This is a genomic window from Pantoea sp. sgz302252 (assembly GCF_047713085.1).
In the GTDB taxonomy this organism is placed as follows: domain Bacteria; phylum Pseudomonadota; class Gammaproteobacteria; order Enterobacterales; family Enterobacteriaceae; genus Scandinavium.
Map to the genome: position 1 here is coordinate 104,972 of NZ_JBLFJW010000004.1, position 22,529 is coordinate 127,500.

Genomic DNA, 22,529 nt, shown 5'->3' on the forward strand with positions numbered 1-22,529 from the left:
TCCCGAAATTGTTGATATTATTATCAGTAAATGGATTTATCTCCCGTACCCATTTTGGGTGCTTTTTAAAGGTACAAACTGTATGACAACCGTTCATCGGCCCCGTGATATACCGCAGATCCTGCTGTCGGTATTGTTTTTAAGCCTCATGATTGTGGCCTGTCTGTGGATAGTCCAGCCCTTCATTCTTGGCTTTGCCTGGGCCGCGATGGTGGTGATTGCCACCTGGCCTGTTCTGATTAAGCTCCAGCGCCTGCTGTTTGGTCGCCGCTCTCTGGCGGTATTAGTGATGACGCTGCTGCTGTTTTTGCTGTTCGTTATCCCGATTGCGCTGTTGGTTAACAGCCTGGTGGATGGCAGCACGCCGCTGGTTCATGCGGTCACTTCCGGCAACCTGACGCCACCGGATCTCGGCTGGCTGAACAGCATTCCGTTTGTCGGTGCGAAGCTCTATTCAGGCTGGCATAGCCTGCTGGATATGGGCGGCACCGCCATCATGGCGAAAGTGCGTCCTTATATCGGCACCACCACCACCTGGTTTGTCGGTCAGGCGGCGCATATCGGTCGCTTTATGATGCACTGCGCCTTGATGCTGTTGTTCAGCGCCCTGCTTTACTGGCAGGGTGAAAAAGTGGCATTTGGTGTGCGCTACTTTGCCACACGACTTGCCTCTAAACGCGGTGATGCTGCGGTGCTGCTGGCGGGTCAGGCTATTCGTGCTGTTGCGCTTGGTGTCGTGGTTACCGCGCTGGTTCAGGCGGTGTTGGGCGGTATCGGTCTTGCTATCAGCGGTGTGCCTTACGCCACGCTGCTGACCGTGGTGATGATCTTCTCCTGCCTGGTTCAGCTTGGCCCACTGATTGTGCTGATCCCTTCCATCATCTGGCTCTACTGGACGGGTGATACCACCTGGGGCACCGTGCTGCTGGTCTGGAGCTGCGTGGTGGGTACGATGGATAACTTCATCCGCCCGATGCTGATTCGCATGGGCGCCGATTTGCCGATGGTGCTTATTCTGACCGGCGTTATCGGCGGCTTAATTGCCTTTGGGATGATCGGGCTGTTTATTGGGCCGGTGCTGCTCGCGGTGACCTGGCGTCTGTTTGATGCCTGGGTTCGTGAAATTCCGCCACCGTCTGAAGACCAGGATGAAGTGCTTGAGGAGCTGGAAGAGCTCGAAGCCAGCCATCAAAAGCTTGATAACTAAATAATTTCGGCCCGGAAATAGTCACTTTTCCGGGCCGAATACTTAAGCAATGCTAATCATTAAAGTCTTTTCGGCCACACTCAGCGCTTCTCACTCCCTGAATCACCCTCTTTCGCGTCGCAAATTCTTTACCTCTTTTTAACTATTAAGACCAATCTGATCGACGCAAAAATTCTCCATGCCTACTATTAGCCCAAGGTTATAAATCAACACCTTGATTTATAAGCATGGAAATCCCCTGAGTGAAACAACGAATTGCTGTGTGTAGTCTTTGCCCATCTCCCACGATGGGCCTTTTTTTATCCGCGTTTCACATCACATCGGCTCATCATGCGCCAATTTTCGGGTAAAACCCGCGTTTCACCGCTCACTGTTGCCGTCAGCGTGCCATGAATATCCGTGGATGAAGTGCCAATCATCAACTCAAACTCGCCGGGTTCGACAATTCGCTTCCCATTTCGCGCGGTGAAATTGAGCATATCGACAGGCACCGTAAAGGTCAGGCTCGCCGATTCCCCCGCAGCCAGTGACACACGTTGAAAGGCTTTCAGCTCTTTGACCGGCCGCACCATGGAGGCCACTTTGTCGCGCACATAAAGTTGCAGCACTTCGCTGCCGTGGCGTTCGCCCTTGTTGGTGATAGCGATACGCACTGAAATTTCCCCTTCCGGCGTCACTTCGGATGTCAGCAATTCAGGCTGACCGAAGCTGAATTGCGCCCAGCCTTTACCATAACCAAACGGATAGCGGCTGCCGAAGTGGAAGGCGAAAGGCGTTCCGCCACTTTTCAGTTTGTGGTTGTAGTAATACGGCATTGCCCCGGCGCTTTTCGGCACGCTGACCACTAATCTTCCCTGAGGCTCCGCTCGTCCTGTCAGCACGTCGGCTATCGCCCAGCCGCCCTCCTGGCCTGGCGCCCAGGCCATCAGCAGGGCAGCCACTTTGTCTTCCAGCCCTTGCAGGTGATAAGGCCGCCCGCCGGTCATCACCACAATCACCTGTTTCCCTGTTGCCACTAACGCTTCGAGCAACTGTTGCTGCACGCCGGGTAATTCCAGCGAATCGGTATCAGACCCTTCGCCCACCGTTCCACTCTGGAATAATCCAGCCAGATCGCCCACGCAGGCCACCACCACGTCGCTTTCCTGCGCGATGCGAACGGCTTCAGGGATCAGCGAAGTATCGAAAGAAACGGGGGAGTGCTGCATCGGCTTGCCGCTGCTGTCGCCCGGAAATACTGGCGCTCCTGCCATACGCTTTTCAATAATATGGCAGCCTTTGGCGTAGCGAATATGCTGTTCACCCAGGCACTGGCGCAGCGCGTTGAGCGGCGTAGTGGCCTGAGAAGTCTCTTCCAGCATATCGCTGATGATGAGATGCACCGGGAAGCTGTAACCGCTAAGCAGCGCTAACGGGTCGTCAGCCGTCGGGCCAATCACCGCAACACGGGGTTTTCCTGCCAACGGTAACACCCCGTTATTTTCCAGCAGTGTGATCGAGCGAGTTGCCACATCGCGTGCTGCCTGACGGGTCGTAGCGCTTTGCAACTCAATGCCGTTTTCGTCCGCATAAGGCTGTTCGAACAGACCGAGGCGGAATTTTTCGGTGAGCGTGCGAGCCACAATTTCGTCGACTTTCTGCATCGAGATAAGCCCTCGCTCCACGGCTTGCGCCAGATGACGAGCACAGTCATCCTTGGGCAATTCGACATCCAGCCCGGCATTAAACGCCAGCGCCGCAGATTCAGCCGCATCGTGAGAAACGCCGTGATGCTGATGCAACAGGCTCACGCCGCCATAATCAGCGACCACAATGCCGTCGAATCCCCATTTTTCACGCAGAATGTCGGTTAACAGGAAGGGGTCGCTGTGCCCTGGCTGATTGTCGATATCGTGATAAGCAGGCATAACGGAACCGGCATTCGCCAGCTTGACGGCCATTTCGAAGGGCAGCAGGAACGTGTCATTGAGTTCACAAAAGCCCAGGTGCACCGGGGCATGATTGCGCGCACCTTCGCTAAAAGAATGCCCTACATAGTGTTTTAGGGTTGCCAGCACATCACGCTTTTTGCCCTGCAATCCCTCAACATAAGCACAGGCCATCACGCCGACTAACCACGGATCTTCGCCAAACGTTTCCTCTGTGCGCCCCCAGCGAACATCGCGGGAGACATCCAGAACCGGCGCTAATCCCTGATGGCACCCCGTCGAACGGGCTTCCTGACCGATACATTCTGCTGCATGACGAACCAGCTCCGGGTCCCAGGTTGAGCCGTAGTTTAGCGAGGAAGGAAACAGCGTGGCGTCTTTGCAGAGCAAGCCCACCAGGCACTCTTCATGAAACAGCGCGGGGATGCCGAGTCGGGTTTCTTCCACCAGCATTTTTTGCAGGCGATTCGCCGCCCTTACGCCCGTTCTGGCATCCACAATGTGCGTCCCAAGCGGGCGCGTGATTTGCCCCACTCCGAGCTTAAGTCGTTCGTTTAAAGAGGCCTGTTCAGACACACCGGCAAACTCATCGCTCATATCCGAACGCTCGCGGTGGTCGCCCTGAACGCTGAGCACCAGCCAATAAGCATGCATCTGGGCAAATTTTTCTTCCGGCGTCATTCGCGCCAGTAAATCGGCAACACGGTCGGCAACGGGACGCTGCGCATCTTTGTAGAGAGCGGTCATCTTTGACTCCTGAGTGCGTGAAAGGAAAGGCTAAGGCACTCAGTATTGGAAAGGCACCGCAGACCGACAATTGCAGAATTGACCAGCGGTTTTATGATTTTTTGTTTTTTGCCAGGAGTGTGATCCGCCGCAAGGCGTTGAACGCGGGATAAAAAAATCCCCGGACAGTGCCGGGGAGGCCGGGGAGAGAGAGGCGATTATTTTTTCAGTTCAGCCAGGCTGAGCCACGTCTGTACGACGGTGTCCGGGTTAAGCGAAAGGCTATCAATGCCTTCTTCCATCAGCCACGCGGCAAAGTCTTCGTGATCCGATGGCCCCTGGCCGCAGATGCCGACATATTTGCCCTGCTTCTTGGCCGCGCGAATCGACATCGACAGCAGCGCTTTCACGGCTTCGTTGCGCTCATCAAACAGCTCAGAGACCACGCCGGAGTCACGATCCAGACCCAGAGCCAGCTGCGTCATGTCGTTCGACCCAATCGAGAAGCCGTCAAAGTGTTCGAGGAACTGCTCGGCCAGCAACGCATTGGACGGAATTTCACACATCATGATGATCTTCAGCCCGTTCTCACCGCGCTTCAGCCCCTGGCGCGCCAGTTCGTCCACCACCGCTTTCGCCTGGTCAACGGTACGCACGAACGGGATCATGATTTCCACGTTGGTCAGCCCCATCTCATTACGCACGCGTTTGACGGCATCGCACTCCAGCGCGAAGCAATCACGGAAGCTTTCCGATACGTAACGGCCTGCCCCACGGAAGCCCAGCATTGGGTTTTCTTCTTCCGGTTCGTAACGCTCGCCGCCCACCAGATTGGCGTATTCGTTAGATTTGAAATCGGACAGACGCACAATCACGCGCTTCGGATAAAACGCCGCGCCCAGCGTCGCGATGCCTTCTGTCAGACGACCCACATAGAACTCTTTCGGCGAATCGTAGCCTTTCATCATCTCGCGGATTTCGGCCTGCAGCTTCGCGTCCTGATCGTCGAACTCCAGCAGCGCACGCGGGTGCACGCCAATCATACGGTTGATGATGAACTCCAGACGCGCCAGCCCCACGCCTTCGTTGGGCAGGCAGGCGAAGTCAAACGCACGATCCGGGTTACCGACGTTCATCATGATTTTCAGCGGCAGATCCGGCATGGTATCGACGCTGGAGCTCTTCACACTGAAGTCGAGCATATCGGCGTAAACATAGCCGGTATCGCCTTCCGCACAGGAGACGGTAACCTTCTCATCATCCTTCATGCGTTCGGTTGCATCGCCGCAACCCACCACCGCTGGAATGCCCAGTTCACGGGCGATAATCGCCGCATGACAGGTGCGCCCGCCACGGTTGGTGACAATGGCGGCGGCTTTTTTCATGATCGGTTCCCAGTCCGGGTCGGTCATGTCGGTGACCAGTACGTCACCCGGCTGAATGCGGTTCATTTCGCTGATGTCGTGAATCACTTTCACCGGGCCCGCACCAATGCGATGCCCGATAGCACGGCCTTCAGCGATGATTTTCCCGTGAGCGTGAAGGGTATAACGCTCCATCACCTGCCCACGCGAGCGCACGGTTTCCGGGCGAGCCTGTACGATAAACAGTTTGCCGGTATGCCCGTCTTTGGCCCATTCGATATCCATCGGACGACCGTAGTGTTTTTCAATCTGCACCGCTTGTTTCGCCAGTTCCTGCACTTCTTCGTTGGTCAACGAGAAGCGGTCGCGGTCAGCCTGCGGCACATCTTCGATTCGGACTTGCTTGCCATGCTCCTGAGTCGGGGCATACACCATCCGGATTTTTTTCGAGCCCATGGTACGGCGCACAATGGACGGGCGATTGGCGGCAAGCGTGGGTTTATGCACATAGAACTCATCCGGGTTCACCGCGCCCTGCACCACCATTTCACCCAGGCCGAAGGCGGAGGTAATAAACACCACCTGATCAAAGCCGGATTCAGTATCGATGGAGAACATCACGCCGGAAGAGGCGAGATCGGAGCGAACCATGCGCTGAACGCCCGCAGAGAGCGCAACGCCGCGGTGGTCATAGCCCTGATGCACGCGATAAGAGATTGCGCGGTCGTTGAACAAAGAGGCAAACACATGCTTCACGGCCACCAGCACGGCATCGTAGCCCTGAACGTTGAGGAACGTTTCCTGCTGGCCCGCGAAGGAAGCATCCGGCATGTCTTCGGCCGTCGCGGAAGAACGCACGGCAAATGAGGCTTCCGCGTCGTCAGCTGAAAGCTGGTCGTAAGCCTGATGAATGGCCTTCTCCAGCTCAGGCTGGAAAGGAGTATCGATGATCCACTGACGAATTTGCGCCCCGGCTTTCGCCAGCGCGGTGACGTCGTCAATGTCGGTTTCGTCCAGCACTTGATAAATACGCTGGTTAACGCCGCTCTGGTCGAGGAACTGATTGAAAGCATCAGCCGTAGTGGCAAAGCCGTTCGGAACGCTAACGCCCAAATCGGACAAATTCGTAATCATTTCACCCAGGGAGGCATTTTTGCCCCCAACGCTGTCTACATCATTCATGCCGAGTTGGTTGTACCAAAGCACCAGCGGTGACGAGCCATTGTTGGACATCGAAATAATTCCTTATATGAATTAAGAAAAATGCCAGAAGAGCCCTGGCTTCGTTATTTATCCTGCCATAATTAACCCGGCTGAAAAAACGGTGAATCGTTCAAGCAAATTATTTTTCCCTTTTTTCAGACAGTTTCCCTCTTTAGCATAACTCCATGATTCATCAGCATTCCCACACCAAATGGCGGTCTATAGACCGCTCACTGAAAATGAACAGCCCTTTTCATTAAAAATAAAAATACTGTTCCATTTTTTAAAGGGAGACAAAATATCCTCAGTTATGATTAAAATAAATAGAGCCTTCAGCGAATTAACGTTAAACAAACCGGATGGTCAAAATGGATAATGCTGTCGATCGCCACGTATTTTATATTTCTGATGGCACCGCCATCACAGCCGAAGTGCTGGGCCACGCCGTGATGTCGCAATTCCCGGTTTCGGTCAACAGCATCACGTTGCCGTTTGTCGAAACGGAAAGCCGTGCCAAAGCGGTTAAAGAGCAAATTGACGCTATCTACCAGCAAAGCGGCGTGCGCCCTCTGGTGTTCTATTCCATCGTGTTGCCTGAAATCCGCACCATCATTCTGCAAAGTGAGGGGTTTTGTCAGGACATCGTTCAGGCACTGGTTGCCCCTCTTCAGCAAGAACTCAAACTGGACCCCACGCCTATCGCTCACCGCACGCACGGCTTAACGCCAGGCAACCTCACCAGGTATGACGCCCGTATCGCTGCCATTGACTACACGTTAGCGCACGATGACGGCATTTCTTTGCGTAATCTCGATCAGGCCCAGGTTATCCTGCTCGGCGTGTCGCGCTGCGGTAAAACCCCCACCAGTTTGTACCTGGCGATGCAGTTTGGTATCCGCGCGGCAAACTATCCGTTTATCGCCGACGATATGGATAACCTTGTCCTGCCCGCCGCGCTGAAGCCGTTACAACACAAGCTTTTCGGTCTGACTATCAATCCGGAACGGCTGGCGGCAATCCGCGAAGAACGCCGGGAAAACAGCCGCTACGCCTCAATGCGCCAGTGCCGCATGGAGGTCACGGAAGTCGAGGCGCTGTATCGCAAAAATCAGATCCCCTGGCTGAACAGCACCAACTATTCGGTGGAAGAGATAGCCACCAAAATCCTCGACATGATGGGTCTCAGCCGCCGCATGTACTAACACACTAGTACAACGCAGCGAAATGCGGTAAGATTTGCTGCGTAATAAGATGTGCGTCACATTCTGCCTTGAATAAAACAGAGATTGGTTTATCGTGATGCGCATCACTTCCGGCATTTCAGCCGCGAGAGCAACCCAATTCTGAGAGTCCCAATGAACAAAACTGATGAACTGCGTTCGGCGCGCATCGACAGCCTGGTAACGCCTGCTGAACTGGCGCAGCGTCACCCTGTTTCCGCTGAAGTCGCAACCCATGTCACCGCCTCACGCCGCCGTATTGAAAAAATCCTTAATGGCGAAGATAAACGTCTGCTGGTGATTGTCGGGCCGTGCTCGATTCACGATCTGGACGCGGCCATGGATTACGCACGCTGTTTGCAGGCGCTGCGTGAAAAACACCAGCATCGCCTCGAAATCGTCATGCGCACCTATTTCGAAAAACCGCGCACCGTTGTCGGCTGGAAAGGCCTGATTTCCGATCCCGATCTCAACGGCAGCTATCGCGTGAATCACGGTATCGAGCAGGCACGTAAGCTGCTGTTGCAGGTCAACGAGCTGGGCGTGCCAACGGCGACCGAGTTTCTCGATATGGTGACCGGTCAGTTCATCGCCGATCTCATCAGTTGGGGCGCTATCGGTGCTCGCACCACGGAAAGCCAGATCCACCGTGAAATGGCATCAGCGCTCTCCTGCCCTGTTGGCTTCAAAAACGGCACGGATGGCAACACCCGCATCGCCGTTGACGCGATTCGTGCTGCCCGTGCCAGCCACATGTTCCTCTCACCTGATAAGAGCGGTCAGATGACCATTTACCAGACCAGCGGCAACCCTTACGGTCATATCATTATGCGCGGCGGCAAAAAGCCAAACTACCACGCAGCGGATTTGGCTGCGGCCTGCGATACGCTGCATGAGTTCGATTTACCAGAGCATCTGGTGGTGGATTTCAGCCACGGCAATTGCCAGAAACAGCATCGTCGCCAGCTCGAAGTGTGTGATGACATCTGCGATCAGATTCGCAATGGTTCCACCGCCATTGCCGGGATCATGGCCGAAAGCTTCCTGCGGGAAGGCACACAAAAAATCGTCGCCGGTCAGCCAATGACTTACGGCCAGTCGATTACCGATCCGTGCCTGAGTTGGGAAGACAGCGAAATTCTGCTGGATAAGCTGGCTGCGGCTGTTGAGAGTCGTTTCTGAGTTTTGCTTTGTCGGGTGGCGCTTTCGCTTACCCGACCTACACCCCCCCTGTGCGGTCTGATGCCCTCTCCCCAACCCTCTCCCACGTGGAGAGGGAGCAAACACTAAAAACCTTCTCGAAGTGAAGGTTTTACGGTTTACCTCCATTTTTTGATCCCTTCACCTATTTTTCACAAAAGGACTTGCTGCGTCTTTTGATTTGTTGATAATGATTATCATTGTTACCTTGATTGCTATTTTACCATTATGACATCTCTGGACACTTCGGTTCCTCGCGGCCCACTCAATCACAAACCGCAGCCACAGCCTGGCGATCGTCGCATAGACAGCAAAACGCTGCTGGGCCCGGAAGGCCGCGTCATTATCGAACATGATGGCCAGCATTACCTGCTGCGCCAGACTCATGCCGGTAAATTAATCCTGACAAAATAATTCGTTAACACACAACCTTTCGCCAGCCACCCAGGACCGAATGCCGAGGCAGCCAGCGCTTTTCACTTCCTATGGAGAGTTGCATGCTACACCTGCATTCCGCGTCTTTGCGCCCATCGCTGGTCGCATTGGCTGTTTTCGGCGCTATCGCCTCCCCGGCGTTCGCGGCGTCTGAACAAATGACCGTTACCGCCACCGGCAACGAACGTAGCGCTTTTGAAGCGCCGATGATGGTCACCGTGATTGAGGCTGATACCCCGGAAGGGCAAACCGCCAGTTCCGCCGCCGATATGCTGCGTCAGGTTCCTGGACTTACGATTGATGGTACAGGCCGGACTAACGGGCAGGACGTTAATCTGCGCGGTTATGACCGTCGCGGCGTGCTGGTGCTGGTCGATGGCATTCGCCAGGGCACCGATACCGGACACCTGAACAGCACCTTCCTCGACCCGGCGCTTATCAAACGCATCGAAGTGGTTCGCGGCCCTTCCGCCCTGCTGTATGGCAGCGGCGCACTGGGCGGCGTGATTTCTTATGACACCGTTGATGCCGCCGATTTACTGAGTGCAGGCCAGAACAGCGGATACCGCGTGTTTGGTACCGGCGGTACGGGCGATCACAGTCTTGGCATGGGTGCCAGCGCGTTTGGCAGAACCGATACGCTGGACGGGCTGGTGTCCTGGTCAAGCCGCGATCGGGGTGATTTAAAACAAAGTGACGGTTTTACCGCGCCTAACGACGAAAGCATCAGCAACTTCCTTGCTAAAGGGAGCTGGAAAATCGACCCGGCACAGAAGCTGAGTGGCTCTTTGCGTTACTACAATAACGCCTCGCAGGAACCGAAAAATCCGCAAACGCCTGCGGCATCCGACAGCAGCAACCCATTGACCGATCGCTCTACCATTCAGCGCGATGCCCAACTGACTTACAACATTGCGCCAGAAGGCAACGACTGGCTCAATGCGGACGTTAAAGCCTACTGGTCTGAAGTGCGTATCAACGCGCAAAACATCGATGACACCGGTGAATTCCGTAAACAGACCACCAAAGGCGGTAAGGTTGAAAACCGCACGCGCCTGTTCAGTGACAGCTTCGCTTCCCACCTGCTGACCTATGGCGGGGAATACTATCGCCAGGAGCAAAATCCGGGCGGCGTGACCACCGGATTCCCGGATGCAAGCATCAATTTCAGCTCTGGCTGGTTACAGGATGAGATAACCCTGCGCGACCTGCCCGTCACCCTGCTGGGCGGCACCCGCTATGACAACTACCGCGGCAGCAGCGACGGCTACGACGATGTCGATGCGGACAAGTGGTCTTCCCGCGCGGGTCTGACCATTAGCCCGACAGACTGGTTGATGCTGTTCGGCTCTTACGCCCAGGCCTTCCGTGCCCCGACAATGGGCGAGATGTATAACGATGCGAAGCACTTCTCCATCGGCAGCTTCTACACCAACTATTGGGTGCCAAACCCAAACCTGCGTCCGGAAACCAACGAAACGCAGGAATACGGTTTCGGTCTGCGCTTTGACGATCTGCTGATGGCTAACGACGGTCTGGAGTTCAAAGCCAGCTACTTCGATACCAACGCCAAAGATTACATCACCACCTCCGTCGATTTTGCCGCCGCGACGACCACGTCGGTCAACGTGCCTGACGCCAAAATCTGGGGCTGGGACGTGATGAGCAAATACTCCACCGACTTCTTTAGCCTGGATGTCGCCTATAACCGTACCCGCGGTAAAGACACCGACACGGGCGCCTGGCTGACCAGCATCAACCCGGACACCGTGACGTCTCGCCTGGATGTGCCAATTGCCCATTCTGGCTTCTCGGTGGGCTGGATAGGCACTTTTGCCGAAGACACCAAAAACATCAGCGCCAGCCCGCAAGCCGGCTATGGCGTGAACGACTTCTACGTCAGCTATAAAGGCCAGCAATCCCTCAGCGGCCTGACCACAACGCTGGTCTTCGGCAACGCCTTCGACAAAGAGTACGCCTCGCCGCAAGGCATTCCGCAAGACGGACAGAACGGCAAAATTTTCGTGAGTTATCAGTGGTAATCACACCCAACCTCGGTTCGCCGGGGTCCTGAACTGGAAGGAAAAAGAGAATGAATCACTACACACGCTGGCTGGCACTGAAAGAAGAAAACCCTGGGAAATATGCCCGTGATATTGCTGCCATGATGACTATCAGTGAGGCAGAGCTCACCTGGGCGCGCGTGGGGCACGATGCCTGGCGAGTAAAAGGCGAAGTTCGCGATGTGCTGGCCGCTCTCGAAGCTGTTGGCGACGTGAAGTGCATTTGCCGCAACGAATACGCTGTTCACGAACAGGTGGGCAGTTTCACAAACCAGCACCTGAGCGGACACGCCGGGCTGGTGTTAAACCCACGAGCTCTGGATCTGCGTTTGTTCCTCAATCAGTGGGCAAGCGTATTCCATATCAGCGAAACCAACGTGCGCGGCGAGCGCCAAAGCATCCAGTTTTTCGATAATCAGGGCGATGCGCTGCTAAAAGTCTATACCACCGAAGCTACGGATATGGCGGCCTGGGGGGATGTGCTGACCCGTTTTATCCACGCGGATAACCCGGCACTGGTGCTGCAACCAACTGAAGTACAGAACACGGCTAGCGAGGTCGACGGCTCTACGCTTGATGGCGAATGGCGTGCAATGACTGACGTCCATCAGTTCTTTGCCCTGCTCAAACGCCATAACCTGAGCCGCCAGCAAGCTTTCCGTCTGGTTGGCGACGATCTCGCCTGTCTGGTGGGTAACGATGCCGTTGCCCGCCTGCTGGAAAACGCCCGTCTGGATGCCAACGAAATCATGGTCTTTGTCGGCAACCGTGGCTGCGTGCAGATTTTCACCGGAGCGATTGAGAAAATCGTGCCAATGAAAGGCTGGCTGAATATCTTCAACAGCGCCTTTACCCTGCACCTGCGCGAAGACACCATCGCCGAAAGCTGGATCACGCGTAAACCTACGGCTGACGGGCATGTCACCAGCCTGGAACTGTTCGCCGCCGATGGCACGCAGATTGCGCAACTTTATGGCCAGCGCACTGAAGGCGAGCCAGAGCAAACACAATGGCGCGCGCAGGTTGAAGCGTTGATCGCCAAAGGGCTTGCCGCATGAAAACTCTCGTCGCGTTGATGGTTGCCCTGCCGTTGCTGGCCGGTGCAGCGGCACAAAAAGTGGTTTCACTTGGCGGCGACGTGACGGAGATTGTCTATGCACTGGGGGCGCAAAGCGCCCTCGTTGCACGTGACAGCACCAGCATGTGGCCTCCTGAAGCGACGAAAAAGCCGGATGTCGGCTATCTTCGTCAGTTGAATGCTGAAGGCATTCTTGCCACTCGCCCAACAACAGTGCTCGCCAGCGTTCAGGCTCAGCCTTCTTTGGCGCTGAAACAAGTCTCGCAAAACGGCGTGACCGTGGTGACCGTTCCTGGCAGTAACGATGTTTCGGTGATTGATCAAAAGATCCAGGTGATTGCCGCTGCGCTGCATAAAGAAGCCGAGGGCGAAAAGCTGCGCCAACAAATGCAGACTCAGTTGGCCGCCTTGCCAACCACGCCGCTCAACAAACGTGTGCTGTTTATACTTAGTCATGGTGGCATGAGCGCAATGGCTGCGGGACAGCAAACGGGGGCCGATACCGCGATTCGCGCGGCTGGCCTGCAAAATGCTATGCAGGGTTTCAACCGCTACCAGCCACTTTCCCAGGAAGGCGTGATCGTCAGCCAGCCTGACTTAATCGTCATTTCTCAAGACGGCGTAAGAAGCCTGGGCGGCGAAGAGGGAGTGTGGAAACTGCCGGGTCTCGCACAAACCCCGGCAGGCCGTCACAAACAGGTGTTACTGGTGGATGACATGGCGCTGCTGGGCTTCAGCATCCGCACGCCGGAAGCCATCCAGCAGCTACGCCAGAAAGCGGAGCAGCTGCCCTGATGACGCCGCAGATTTTCCGTTCTCTGTGCTCATTGCTGGCGCTGTTGCTGCTGTTAACGCTCTGCGCCACCACTTTCGGGGCGCTGAAGCTGCCGCTTGACGCCCTTTGGCACGGCGACAGCGCGCTGCGCCAAATCTGGTTCACCATCCGCTTACCTCGCGTGTTGCTGGCTCTCACCATCGGCGGCTCTCTGGCGCTGGCAGGCTGCGTGATGCAGGGCTTATTTCGCAATCCGCTGGCCGATCCCGGTCTGTTGGGGATCAGCAGTGGCGCTGCATTATCGGTAGCCCTGTGGGTTGTCCTGCCGTTTTCCCTGCCCGTGGTGTTGATGCTGTATATGCCCATGCTTGCCGCGTTCATCGGCAGTCTGGCGGTGACGGTGATTATTTTTATCCTCAGCCAGCGTCACGACAATTCGCTGTCACGCCTGCTGCTGGTGGGCATTGCGATCAATGCGCTGTGCGGCGCGGCGGTTGGCGTGTTGTCCTGGCTCAGTAACGATGCTCAACTGCGCCAGCTTTCACTGTGGGGAATGGGAAGTCTTGGGCAGGCGCAATGGTCTACATTACTCGCCACCGCCTCGCTGATGCTGCCTACGGTGGCGATTATCTGGCGACAGGCAAAGCAGCTCAATTTGCTACAACTGGGTGATGAAGAAGCGCATTACCTCGGGGTGAACGTGCGTCAAATCCAAAGGCGTTTGCTGATGTGCAGCGCTTTGCTGGTGGCTTCCGCCGTTGCGGTTAGCGGTGTGATTGGCTTTATCGGCCTGGTGGTGCCCCATTTGCTGCGGATGTGGCTGGGGGCCGATCATCGCGCTGTGATCCCAGGCTCCGTGCTAGTTGGTGCCATATTGCTGCTGATTGCAGATACGCTCGCGCGAACGCTTGTCGCACCCGCTGAAATGCCTGTCGGCCTGCTCACCAGCCTGCTCGGTGCGCCGTGGTTCCTGTGGATGATTTTCCGTCGCGGAGGCGCTCATGGATAACTGTTTACACGCCAGGTCGCTGTGCTATTCGCCAGTCTTGCGGGATATCTCACTTTCCCTGCAACCGGGAGAACTGGTCGCTCTGATTGGCCCTAATGGCGCGGGAAAATCGACTTTACTGCGAGTGCTGACAGGCTATTTGTCCCCCGATAACGGTCAGTGTGCTCTGAAAGGAAAAGCGCTGAACGAATGGACACCCGAGGCGTTGTCGCGCCAGCGAGCGGTTATGCGCCAGCAAAGTCAGCTGGGATTTGACTGGCCGGTTGAAGCCGTCGTCGCCATGGGACGCGCGCCCTGGCCGCAACAGGATAGCCGTAAGATTGTGGCTCAGGTGATGGCGTTGACGGGTTGTCTGCCGCTGGAAAATCGCAAGTACAACACGCTCTCGGGCGGTGAACAGCAGCGCGTGCAACTGGCTCGCGCCCTCGCTCAGTTGTGGGTGGACAATGCGCCACGAGGCTGGCTGTTTCTCGATGAGCCGACTTCAGCCCTGGACTTGTATCATCAGCAGCATTTACTGCGCCTGCTAAAAAATCTGACTTCTCAGGGGGATTTGCACGTCTGTGCCGTGCTGCATGATTTAAATCTGGCCGCACTTTGGGCTGACAGGCTTTTGCTGTTGCATCAGGGGGAGATGGTGGCCCAGGGCACGCCCGCGCAAGTCTTGCAGGCAGAGACCCTGAGCCGTTGGTACGGCGCTGAAGTGCATATCGGACAACATCCTGCCAGCCAGACACCGCAGGTTTTTTTAGCTCGCTAATCCCTAACTGGAACAGCTCACTTCCAGCCGCTTGCCCCACTCTGGCGGGCGGCTGGCGTAATCGTCGTGTCTGTCTGCATAAGGGTTGCGCAGCACCTCATGCAGACGAGCAAACTCCTCATACTCTCCACGTTCAGCCTGTTCAATCGCACGTTGCGCCAGCCAGTTACGCAGGACAACCGCCGGGTTAACCTGCTTCATGCTTTGCTGACGCTGCGTGTCATCAACCTGTTCCTGTTGCAGCCGGGCACGATAAGAAGCAAACCAGCTATCGAACGAAGCCCGGTCGATAAACTCATCCCGCAACGGTGACGCAGCACTGTTTTGTTCCGTTGCGCTCAACATGCGGAACGTCCGCGTGTAATCGCAGCCCTCGCTTTCCATCAGGCTAAACAGGCCATTAAGCAGCTCGTTATCGCCTTTTTCTTCGCTGAACAAGCCCAGTTTGGCACGCATCAGCTTGCCGTATTCCACCAGCAACGCTTCCTGATAGACATCCAGCAGCGAGTTTAACGTGTCGACTTCGATAAACGGCGACAGCGTTTGGGCCAGACGTTGCAGATTCCACAGCCCTACGGCAGGCTGATTTTCAAAGCTATACCGCCCCTGATGATCGGAGTGGTTGCAGATGTAGCCCGGCTGGTAATCATCGAGAAAACCATACGGGCCGTAATCCATGGTCAGGCCCAGAATCGACATGTTGTCGGTGTTCATCACGCCATGGCAAAAGCCGACGGTTTGCCAACGGGCAATCATTCGCGCCGTTTTTGTGACAACGTCACGGAACCATAAAACGTATTTATGCTCCTCTTTATCGAGATGAGCCCAGTGATGGCGAATCACATAGTCGGCCAGCTGGCGAACTTTCTCCGGCTCACGCCGATAATAGAAATGCTCGAAGTGGCCAAAGCGGACGTGACTTTCCGCCACGCGAATCAGCATGGCCCCCTGCTCAACCGTTTCGCGGTACACCGGCGTGTCGCTGGTGACCACAGACAGAGCACGAGTGGTGGGAATACCAAGCGCAAACATCGCTTCTGAAGCAAGGCTTTCACGCAGCGTTGAACGCAAGACTGCTCGTCCGTCACCCATGCGGGAATACGGTGTCAGGCCAGCGCCTTTCAGGTGCCAGTCGTAGCGACGCCCGTCGGCCAGTTGCTGTTCGCCAAGCAAGATCCCTCGCCCGTCGCCAAGCTGTCCGGCCCAGACGCCAAACTGGTGGCCGCTGTAAACCTGCGCCAAAGGCAGCATGCCGGGCAGCAGCGTTTCGCCGCCCCAGACGCCTGCGCCGTTGGTCGTGGCAAAGAGCGATGCGGGCAAGCTGAGTGCTTCCGCCAAAGGCGCGTTGTGCCATATCAGGCGCGCGTTATCCAGTGGCGTTGGGGAAAGCTCGGTATAAAAACCTGGCAGCTCATCGCGCCAGTGATGGGTAAAAGACAGGGTCATGGTTCCTCCTGTCTTTAGTGTAGTGCCAACGCAGGCAGATAAATACGGGCGAGATGCAGGGTTATTCCTGCACCAGTGACGTTAACGCCGCCGCATCGACAGCAGGCCACAGCGCGCCCTGATAGGCGCTAAACCCCCATGGCTGCAGGCGCTCAAGCAGAGTCTGGCTGTCCACTCCCGCCGCCATCATGTCGTCGCAGAACGGTTTAATTTGAGCGGTAATCGCTCGCATAAAAGGGTCAAAAGATAATAGCGGCGCCTGCTGTTGGATAAAGTTTTTATCCAACGCCACACGTTTAAACAGCCCACTAAAAACAGGTAAGGCGGACGCTTCTCCGGCACCAAAATTGCCCAATACCAACGGAAAGTGATTCACCAGTTGAACCAACAAATGCTGTTCATCGAGGGTATTCAACTGAGGAAAATTCTCATTGACGGTGAATTCGAGAAAAGAAAATCGGGCGGCGCGTTCTGCCAGTTCCTTTTGCACTAAAAGTGCTTCAGCGATTGCCGGCGTTATATTAATCCAGGCAATCAATTCCTGTTGAATAAAAAAGATCTGGCAGCTTTCAAGCAGCAAGAGTTTTTCAGTAAACAGCGCAATGTCGTCATCCGGACTCAGGCGAGAAGTAATCAAACTGGTTGGCGTGCGGACGTTGTCCTGCGCACCAACAAAGTTAGCGATGAGCTCAAGCCCCACAAGTTTGCCCCCGCCATTTCTGGCAGGGAGGAATACTATTTCTGCCCGGTATGCTTTATCCAGTGAGACAATCATTGCGCCCACCCCTGTTTAAGGGCTATCCCCGGTCGCGGCTGTGTGGGTCCAGTAGAAAAGAAAATCTTTGATTTTAAAAAGATTAAGTTCATTCGTTCCTTTTTATTTCAGGAATTCCTTTGCATTATCATTATGATGATTGTAATCCATATTCATGCAGACGCACAATCCACAGATTCATTACGTGAATAGTGTTAGACGCGATAATTATTTCGCAAGCAGGCTTTTATTTCTTCTTAAACAAAAAAGGGCCAATGGCCCCTTTGCGTTGTCTGACTATATCCTTCTTGCCTGCCAGAAATTTTTCCGCCAGTAGACATTATCCAGCGAGGAACGCGTCACCCCCTGGCTGGTTGAGGCATGAATAAATTGATTGTCGGTATCGTAGATCCCAACATGCAAACCACTGCCGCCAGAGCCGGTTTTAAAGAACACCAGATCGCCCGGCAATAAGTCGTCTTTGTCGATTTTGGTGCCAACTCTTGCCTGATTTTCTGTGTCGCGTGGCAGTTGCATATCGAACTGATCGCGGAAAGTCATCATCACAAAGGCGGAGCAATCCACCCCGCGACGCGTGCTGCCGCCGTAACGATACGGCGTGCCGCGCCAGTTCGTCAGCTGATCGTTGAGATTGGCGATGACCGTGATGGAATCAGAAAGGCGTGGATTGGGCGGCGGCGCACGATGGCTGCTACACCCTGCTAAAATGAATGCCGCCACTAACAAAATAAAGGGACGCATATCCTGGCGTATCCTCTGAGTTTTTTTATAGGTTTAATTTAGCTCGCGAAGCCGGAAACTGGCAACCCTTAAGCCGCCTCACAGGGCCGCTATCAGGATTTCAGTGCCGTCCGTCGTCAGCTTTTTGAACGGCATATCATACGCAGCCGTCAGATTTTCTGTCGTCATAACGTGCGGCGTCTTGCCACTCGCCAATAATTTCCCTCGACGCATCAACCACGTACTGCTGGCAAAGCGCAACGTATGGTTAAGGTCGTGGCTGCTCATCACAATAGTAATGCCTTGCTGATGAAGTTCTGTCAGCAGCCTGTCGAACGCCGCTTGCTGAGCGACATCAAGGCTGTTCATCGGCTCATCCAGCAACAGCAATTTGCCGTCCGGGTTTCCCTGAGGATGAATTTGCAAAACAACCGCAGCGAGACGCACGCGCTGCCATTCGCCGCCGGAAAGCTGATTGACCGGGCGTGCGAGCTTATCTTCAAGCCCTAGCTTTGCGGCAACGTCGTGCTGGAGAGGGTGCTGCGATTTATCATGCTGATGCAGCGTCAGATAGTGCCAGACAGGCATAGCGAACGGCGGTGTCTGGTGCTGAGTCAGATAAGCCCGATGGCGGGCAAGCGCTAACGCCTGCCATTCCGCTAAAGAGCGGCCCAGTAAGCTAACCTGCCCTTTGCCCTGACTGATGCCCGCCATTCTCGCCAGCAGAGTGCTCTTGCCGGCCCCGTTTGGCCCGACAAGATGCAGACTTTCGCCCTGCATCACGTCCGCTGTGACGGGCTGTAACCGCCCTGCTTCTTCCACTGCCTGAAGCTGCATCAAAGGCATGATTACTTCGCCAGCGCCAGTTTGATCGACTCCATCACAATCGGGTCTTCTGGGGTCATATCCGGCGAGAAACGCTGGATGATTTCACCGTCACGGCCAATCAGGAATTTCTCGAAGTTCCACAGAATATCGCCTGGCTGCTTTGGCGCGCGTCCTTTGCTGGCCATACGTTCGTAGAAGCCGCTGCTTTCAGGCGCGACGGCAACGGGTGCCGCCGCAGTGAGTTTTTGGTACAGCGGGTGGCGATGCTCACCGTTGACGTCGATTTTACTGAACATCGGGAAAGTCACACCATAAGTGGTGCTGCAGAAAGTTTTGATTTCTTCTTCGTTACCCGGTTCCTGGCCCAAAAACTGATTGCACGGGAAGCCTAACACGCGAAAACCTTGCGATTCCCAGGCTTTCTGAATGTTCTCCAGTTGCTCATACTGCGGCGTTAATCCGCACTGAGAGGCAACGTTCACCACCAGCAGGACATCCCCTTTAAAGGTCTCGAGACTGATATTTTCGCCATCAATGGTCGTGACGTGGGTGTTCAGAATATCGTGTTGCATAGCATCCTCTTCGGTGATTAACCGGCGCTTAGCGGCCAGCTTTCAATAATAGCCAGATAAATACGGGAGCGCCTAGCGTGGCAGTCACAACGCCTATCGGCAATTCCGCCGATGCCAACGCCAGACGGGCAACGATATCAGCAAAAAGCAGCGTCGTGCCGCCCGCCAGCATGCAAGCCGGGAGCAAAACACGGTGATCCGTCAGGCCACATAAACGCAGAATATGCGGGATAACCAGACCAATAAAGCCAATCGCACCAGCCAGCGCCACGCTGACGCCCACCAGCCAACCGGTCACCAGCACCAAAAGCCTGCGCCACAGCCAGAGCGGAAGCCCTAGCTGGCGGGCAGATGTTTCGCCTAATGACAGTAAATTCAGCGCCTGAGATTGCAGACAGACCCACAGCATCGCCGGAAGTAAAGCCAGCATCAGCCACGCCTGGTGCCAATCCACGCCGCCAAAGCCGCCCATCATCCAGTACATCAGCTGACGTAAATCGAATGAGGTCGAAAAATAGACCGCCCAGGTCATCAGCGCACTGCAAATAATCCCCAGCGCTACGCCCGCCAAGAGCAGACGGCTGGTTGAAAGATGACGACGAGCAAAACGCAGAAGAATAACGGTGATGAGTAACGCCCCGGCAATCGCACTTAACCCAAGCGCCCAACCGGGGAGCAAACCTTTTCCAAGCAGCACCGCCGCAATCAACCCTACGCCCGCGCCGTTTGAGACACCAAGCAATCCTGGCTCCGCCAACGGGTTTTCAAAAAGAGCCTGCATGATCGCACCAGAGACTGCGAGCGCCGCCCCGACAAGCATCACCGCCACTGTCCGCGGCAAGCGAATCCGCCCGACAAACAATTCCCCACGCGGCGTCAGCCAGTCATGAGGAAACAACCACTGTTCGCCCGCACAAAGGCTAATAAAAATCGCCAGCAGCAGAAGCAGCAGCAACACGCCAAGCCATCGCTGATTTCGTCTGTGCTGTCGTTGGGCGAGTGTGTGCATGAAATCCAGAATCCATTGGGGTCAGGTGAATGATTTTAAGAGGGTTCTGGCCAGGTGGGAAGGAAAAGCTCCGGAAGTCGGAAAATTGACTGCACACTTACGGTCCCCTTTTCGGATGTGATTGACGATGACACCTCTACTGACGTGGAGAAACGAGTCCCGCAGGGTTTGGTCGGGACGTGGCAACGGAAACACCTCCACTTGGGTGGAGAAGACTCCGCGCTGCCCGCAATTACGCAGCCATCGTTAGAAACACCTCCACATACGTGGAGAAGAGGCGATCTCTGCTTGTTGCTGGTAGCCAAGATTAGAAACACCTTCACGTACGTGGAGAAGACCCTTAGCAATGCATCCGGCGCTTTAACGGGGACGGAAACACCTCCACGTGCGTGGAGAAGACAAGTTGCTGCGCGGCGTCCATCGTCACAGCCAGGAAACACCTCCACGTGCGTGGAGAAACAGTCCCCGCACAGTGCGGTCGTAACACGACAACAGAAACACCTCCACGAGCGTGGAGAAGACCCTACTAAGTCCATCATTCGATGGATTCAGATGGAAACACCTCCACGGGCGTGGAGAAGACCGGTTGAGCGCGGGGCCGCGTATCTGCGTCTGGGAAACACCTCCACGGGCGTGGAGAAGACTCCTTGCCGATGAGCGGGTAAACGGTGCAGACGGAAACACCTCCACGGGCGTGGAGAAGACACTGCTCCAGGAAGGAGGAAACAGTGCGCTTAAGAAACACCTCCACGGGCGTGGAGAAGACGCACTCGTACTCGATTTCATCCGGGTAGCCTAAGAAACACCTCCACGGGCGTGGAGAAGACCGGGTTGCGGTCAGGGTGAAACTTCAGGGACAAGAAACACCTCCACGGGCGTGGAGAAGACCGGGAAGCCCTGGCACAGGTAAAGCTCGTGCGGGAAACACCTCCACGGGCGTGGAGAAGACAGATCCGGAACTCCCGGTGGAGCAACAATATGCGAAACACCTCCACGGGCGTGGAGAAGACACCAATATATTGTTAAAGAGCCTTCACTATCAACCCTATATAGTGGTTTTGCTTAATCACCCTGTAACATTTTTTCTATGACAAGTTGCAGTCCGGATATTTCGCAGAGGGTCTTGTCTGGCAGACCAATCGTGCGGATTTCATAGCCTGGAGCGGTGGGGAGACTTTTAAAGATGATCCCACCGGAGGCTGCGGGGTAGTGGCTCAGCAGGTAATCCACAACGTGACCGGCTATAGCGTCTTTTACGCCTGAAACGAAAACGTTGGCTCTGGGTTCCAGAAACCAGAGTTTCATTCTTCCGCGAACAGCGGGGGGTAAATTATTGGCGACTACGACAATCATTTTTTCTCTTCCCCAAGTAACTGTTTGATATCAAATGCAACCCTCTCCAGTAACTCCATGGTGATAACCCGTTCGCGAAAGCGTTTTGCGAGCAGATGCTTGTCATACTGACCTGCCATTTCTTTATTCAGCGCAAAGGCAAGATCGATGCACAACTCAGCTTTGTAGAGGTCGGCGAGATCATAAATAAATGGCAACGGTGAACCAGTATGAATGAACCCAATTTGCGGCGAATAGCCCATCGCATGCACGGCGGAACACAAGATGCCATAGAGCGCGGCATTAGCTGATGTCAGGATCTGATTGGTGGTGTCGCTCAGTTCAAATTTATTCGGGGTGAACTGCCGTCCTTTCCAGCCGACGCCATACTGCAGCGCTTTCTCTTGATATAACGCCCGAACCCTATGACCTTCCATTCCCATCATCTCCTTCAGGCTTTTCTCCCTGAGTTCGGCATCGGGAAAACGCCTTTGATACATCTGTCTCGCGACCTCCAGTGACCGCTTTTCATCGCAGGCAATCGTCATTTGTCGGCGAAAGTTTCTGCTATCCGCAGTGGGTTGAAAGCCTGCGGCATAGAACAAAAGACTGTCTTCCCCTACCCAACAAAGTGAACAGTTTGCCGCTGCTGCCGTTTTCACCGCATCGTGGGTGATAGACGTTCCGGGCCCCAGCAGCAACGTGTTAATCGTTGCTACGGGTAAACGCACTACCTGCCCTTCTGCATCCAGCCATTTCAGGCTGCTGTCATCAATTTCCAGCCGCCCGCGTTCAAGGTAGATAAACGGGTATTTATCTTTCACCTGCGGCAATGATTCTCGGGTAATTTTGACGAACAGACGCTTTCCATCGGCCATC

Annotated in this window: 18 protein-coding genes, 1 other RNA gene and 1 pseudogene; 10 read left to right on the top strand and 10 right to left on the bottom strand. The window is 55.1% G+C overall.

The genetic code is table 11. The annotated features are described in order from the left end of the window. The first annotated feature begins 82 nt into the window (after window positions 1–82). The gene (gene ydiK, locus ACLW56_RS04655; protein ID WP_330982648.1) at window positions 83–1,207 is read left to right on the top strand and encodes an AI-2E family transporter YdiK; all 1,125 of its coding nucleotides are present in this window, start codon (window positions 83–85) and stop codon (window positions 1,205–1,207) included. Between the two features lie 195 nt (window positions 1,208–1,402). Further along, an RNA gene (gene rprA / locus ACLW56_RS04660) (antisense sRNA RprA) lies at window positions 1,403–1,510 on the top strand. Here the strand turns inward: rprA and ACLW56_RS04665 are convergent. After that, window positions 1,507–3,882: a glycoside hydrolase family 3 N-terminal domain-containing protein gene (locus tag ACLW56_RS04665; protein ID WP_330982649.1), complete on the bottom strand. Its 2,376-nt coding sequence runs from the start codon at window positions 3,880–3,882 to the stop codon at window positions 1,507–1,509. The genes rprA and ACLW56_RS04665 overlap by 4 nt on opposite strands. 197 nt (window positions 3,883–4,079) lie before the next feature. Beyond that, window positions 4,080–6,458: a phosphoenolpyruvate synthase gene (ppsA, locus tag ACLW56_RS04670; RefSeq protein WP_330982650.1), complete on the bottom strand. Its 2,379-nt coding sequence runs from the start codon at window positions 6,456–6,458 to the stop codon at window positions 4,080–4,082. Window positions 6,459–6,796: 338 nt separating this feature from the next. Here ppsA and ACLW56_RS04675 point away from each other — a divergent pair, with 338 nt between their 5' ends. From ACLW56_RS04675 to ACLW56_RS04710, 8 genes and pseudogenes are all read left to right on the top strand, one after another. Further along, the gene (locus ACLW56_RS04675; protein WP_330982651.1) at window positions 6,797–7,630 is read left to right on the top strand and encodes a pyruvate, water dikinase regulatory protein; all 834 of its coding nucleotides are present in this window, start codon (window positions 6,797–6,799) and stop codon (window positions 7,628–7,630) included. A gap of 153 nt (window positions 7,631–7,783) precedes the next feature. Continuing rightward, window positions 7,784–8,830 (top strand): 3-deoxy-7-phosphoheptulonate synthase AroH, encoded by a 1,047-nt coding sequence (gene aroH, locus ACLW56_RS04680; protein WP_330982652.1) that lies wholly within the window; start codon window positions 7,784–7,786, stop codon window positions 8,828–8,830. 246 nt (window positions 8,831–9,076) lie between these two features. Then, complete coding sequence (hemP, locus tag ACLW56_RS04685) at window positions 9,077–9,262, top strand: hemin uptake protein HemP (RefSeq protein ID WP_330982653.1); 186 nt, start codon at window positions 9,077–9,079, stop codon at window positions 9,260–9,262. Window positions 9,263–9,345: 83 nt separating this feature from the next. Next, window positions 9,346–11,325, top strand: coding sequence for a TonB-dependent hemoglobin/transferrin/lactoferrin family receptor (locus tag ACLW56_RS04690; RefSeq protein WP_330982654.1), 1,980 nt, complete (start codon window positions 9,346–9,348; stop codon window positions 11,323–11,325). A 50-nt stretch (window positions 11,326–11,375) separates the two neighbouring features. Beyond that, window positions 11,376–12,404 carry a hemin-degrading factor gene (locus ACLW56_RS04695; protein ID WP_330982655.1) on the top strand — a complete coding sequence of 343 codons (1,029 nt, stop codon included), beginning with the start codon at window positions 11,376–11,378 and terminating at the stop codon, window positions 12,402–12,404. Further along, window positions 12,401–13,219 carry a hemin ABC transporter substrate-binding protein gene (locus ACLW56_RS04700; RefSeq protein ID WP_330982656.1) on the top strand — a complete coding sequence of 273 codons (819 nt, stop codon included), beginning with the start codon at window positions 12,401–12,403 and terminating at the stop codon, window positions 13,217–13,219. Before ACLW56_RS04695 ends, ACLW56_RS04700 begins: the two co-directional genes overlap by 4 nt. Continuing rightward, on the top strand, window positions 13,219–14,208 hold the full coding sequence (locus ACLW56_RS04705; RefSeq protein WP_330982657.1) for an iron ABC transporter permease: 990 nt from the start codon (window positions 13,219–13,221) through the stop codon (window positions 14,206–14,208). Before ACLW56_RS04700 ends, ACLW56_RS04705 begins: the two co-directional genes overlap by 1 nt. A gap of 49 nt (window positions 14,209–14,257) precedes the next feature. Next, a pseudogene (locus ACLW56_RS04710) lies at window positions 14,258–14,968 on the top strand (heme ABC transporter ATP-binding protein); the annotation flags it as partial. A 3-nt stretch (window positions 14,969–14,971) separates the two neighbouring features. On the opposite strand, the gene selO reads toward ACLW56_RS04710, so the two are convergent. The 8 genes from selO to cas1e form a co-directional block, all read right to left on the bottom strand. Beyond that, window positions 14,972–16,414: a protein adenylyltransferase SelO gene (gene selO, locus ACLW56_RS04715; RefSeq protein ID WP_330982659.1), complete on the bottom strand. Its 1,443-nt coding sequence runs from the start codon at window positions 16,412–16,414 to the stop codon at window positions 14,972–14,974. Window positions 16,415–16,475: 61 nt separating this feature from the next. Continuing rightward, window positions 16,476–17,189 carry an EAL domain-containing protein gene (locus ACLW56_RS04720; RefSeq protein WP_330982660.1) on the bottom strand — a complete coding sequence of 238 codons (714 nt, stop codon included), beginning with the start codon at window positions 17,187–17,189 and terminating at the stop codon, window positions 16,476–16,478. A gap of 276 nt (window positions 17,190–17,465) precedes the next feature. Beyond that, window positions 17,466–17,930 (bottom strand): C40 family peptidase, encoded by a 465-nt coding sequence (locus ACLW56_RS04725; protein ID WP_330982661.1) that lies wholly within the window; start codon window positions 17,928–17,930, stop codon window positions 17,466–17,468. A 78-nt stretch (window positions 17,931–18,008) separates the two neighbouring features. Continuing rightward, on the bottom strand, window positions 18,009–18,746 hold the full coding sequence (gene btuD / locus ACLW56_RS04730; protein ID WP_415377568.1) for a vitamin B12 ABC transporter ATP-binding protein BtuD: 738 nt from the start codon (window positions 18,744–18,746) through the stop codon (window positions 18,009–18,011). Window positions 18,747–18,757: 11 nt separating this feature from the next. Then, window positions 18,758–19,309, bottom strand: coding sequence for a glutathione peroxidase (locus tag ACLW56_RS04735; RefSeq protein ID WP_330982663.1), 552 nt, complete (start codon window positions 19,307–19,309; stop codon window positions 18,758–18,760). Between the two features lie 28 nt (window positions 19,310–19,337). After that, entirely contained in the window at window positions 19,338–20,318 is a 981-nt protein-coding gene (gene btuC / locus ACLW56_RS04740; RefSeq protein WP_330982664.1) for a vitamin B12 ABC transporter permease BtuC, read from the bottom strand. 1,062 nt (window positions 20,319–21,380) lie between these two features. Next, window positions 21,381–21,671: a type I-E CRISPR-associated endoribonuclease Cas2e gene (gene cas2e / locus ACLW56_RS04745; protein ID WP_330982665.1), complete on the bottom strand. Its 291-nt coding sequence runs from the start codon at window positions 21,669–21,671 to the stop codon at window positions 21,381–21,383. Further along, window positions 21,668–22,528, bottom strand: coding sequence for a type I-E CRISPR-associated endonuclease Cas1e (gene cas1e, locus ACLW56_RS04750; RefSeq protein ID WP_330982666.1), 861 nt, complete (start codon window positions 22,526–22,528; stop codon window positions 21,668–21,670). The genes cas2e and cas1e overlap by 4 nt, the downstream gene beginning before the upstream one ends. Window position 22,529 lies beyond the last annotated feature (1 nt).

Excerpts from the sequence above, each read along its gene's own strand:
- ACLW56_RS04720 (WP_330982660.1), bottom strand. The coding sequence starts at position 17,189 with ATGATTGTCTCACTGGATAAAGCATACCGGGCAGAAATAGTATTCCTC.
- ACLW56_RS04665 (WP_330982649.1), bottom strand. The coding sequence starts at position 3,882 with ATGACCGCTCTCTACAAAGATGCGCAGCGTCCCGTTGCCGACCGTGTT.
- btuC (WP_330982664.1), bottom strand. The coding sequence starts at position 20,318 with ATGCACACACTCGCCCAACGACAGCACAGACGAAATCAGCGATGGCTT.
- ydiK (WP_330982648.1), top strand. The coding sequence starts at position 83 with ATGACAACCGTTCATCGGCCCCGTGATATACCGCAGATCCTGCTGTCG.
- cas2e (WP_330982665.1), bottom strand. The coding sequence starts at position 21,671 with ATGATTGTCGTAGTCGCCAATAATTTACCCCCCGCTGTTCGCGGAAGA.
- cas1e (WP_330982666.1), bottom strand. The coding sequence starts at position 22,528 with ATGGCCGATGGAAAGCGTCTGTTCGTCAAAATTACCCGAGAATCATTG.
- ACLW56_RS04695 (WP_330982655.1), top strand. The coding sequence starts at position 11,376 with ATGAATCACTACACACGCTGGCTGGCACTGAAAGAAGAAAACCCTGGG.
- ACLW56_RS04725 (WP_330982661.1), bottom strand. The coding sequence starts at position 17,930 with ATGCGTCCCTTTATTTTGTTAGTGGCGGCATTCATTTTAGCAGGGTGT.
- ACLW56_RS04735 (WP_330982663.1), bottom strand. The coding sequence starts at position 19,309 with ATGCAACACGATATTCTGAACACCCACGTCACGACCATTGATGGCGAA.
- ppsA (WP_330982650.1), bottom strand. The coding sequence starts at position 6,458 with ATGTCCAACAATGGCTCGTCACCGCTGGTGCTTTGGTACAACCAACTC.
- ACLW56_RS04700 (WP_330982656.1), top strand. The coding sequence starts at position 12,401 with ATGAAAACTCTCGTCGCGTTGATGGTTGCCCTGCCGTTGCTGGCCGGT.
- ACLW56_RS04690 (WP_330982654.1), top strand. The coding sequence starts at position 9,346 with ATGCTACACCTGCATTCCGCGTCTTTGCGCCCATCGCTGGTCGCATTG.
- ACLW56_RS04705 (WP_330982657.1), top strand. The coding sequence starts at position 13,219 with ATGACGCCGCAGATTTTCCGTTCTCTGTGCTCATTGCTGGCGCTGTTG.
- selO (WP_330982659.1), bottom strand. The coding sequence starts at position 16,414 with ATGACCCTGTCTTTTACCCATCACTGGCGCGATGAGCTGCCAGGTTTT.
- aroH (WP_330982652.1), top strand. The coding sequence starts at position 7,784 with ATGAACAAAACTGATGAACTGCGTTCGGCGCGCATCGACAGCCTGGTA.
- hemP (WP_330982653.1), top strand. The coding sequence starts at position 9,077 with ATGACATCTCTGGACACTTCGGTTCCTCGCGGCCCACTCAATCACAAA.
- ACLW56_RS04675 (WP_330982651.1), top strand. The coding sequence starts at position 6,797 with ATGGATAATGCTGTCGATCGCCACGTATTTTATATTTCTGATGGCACC.
- btuD (WP_415377568.1), bottom strand. The coding sequence starts at position 18,746 with ATGCAGCTTCAGGCAGTGGAAGAAGCAGGGCGGTTACAGCCCGTCACA.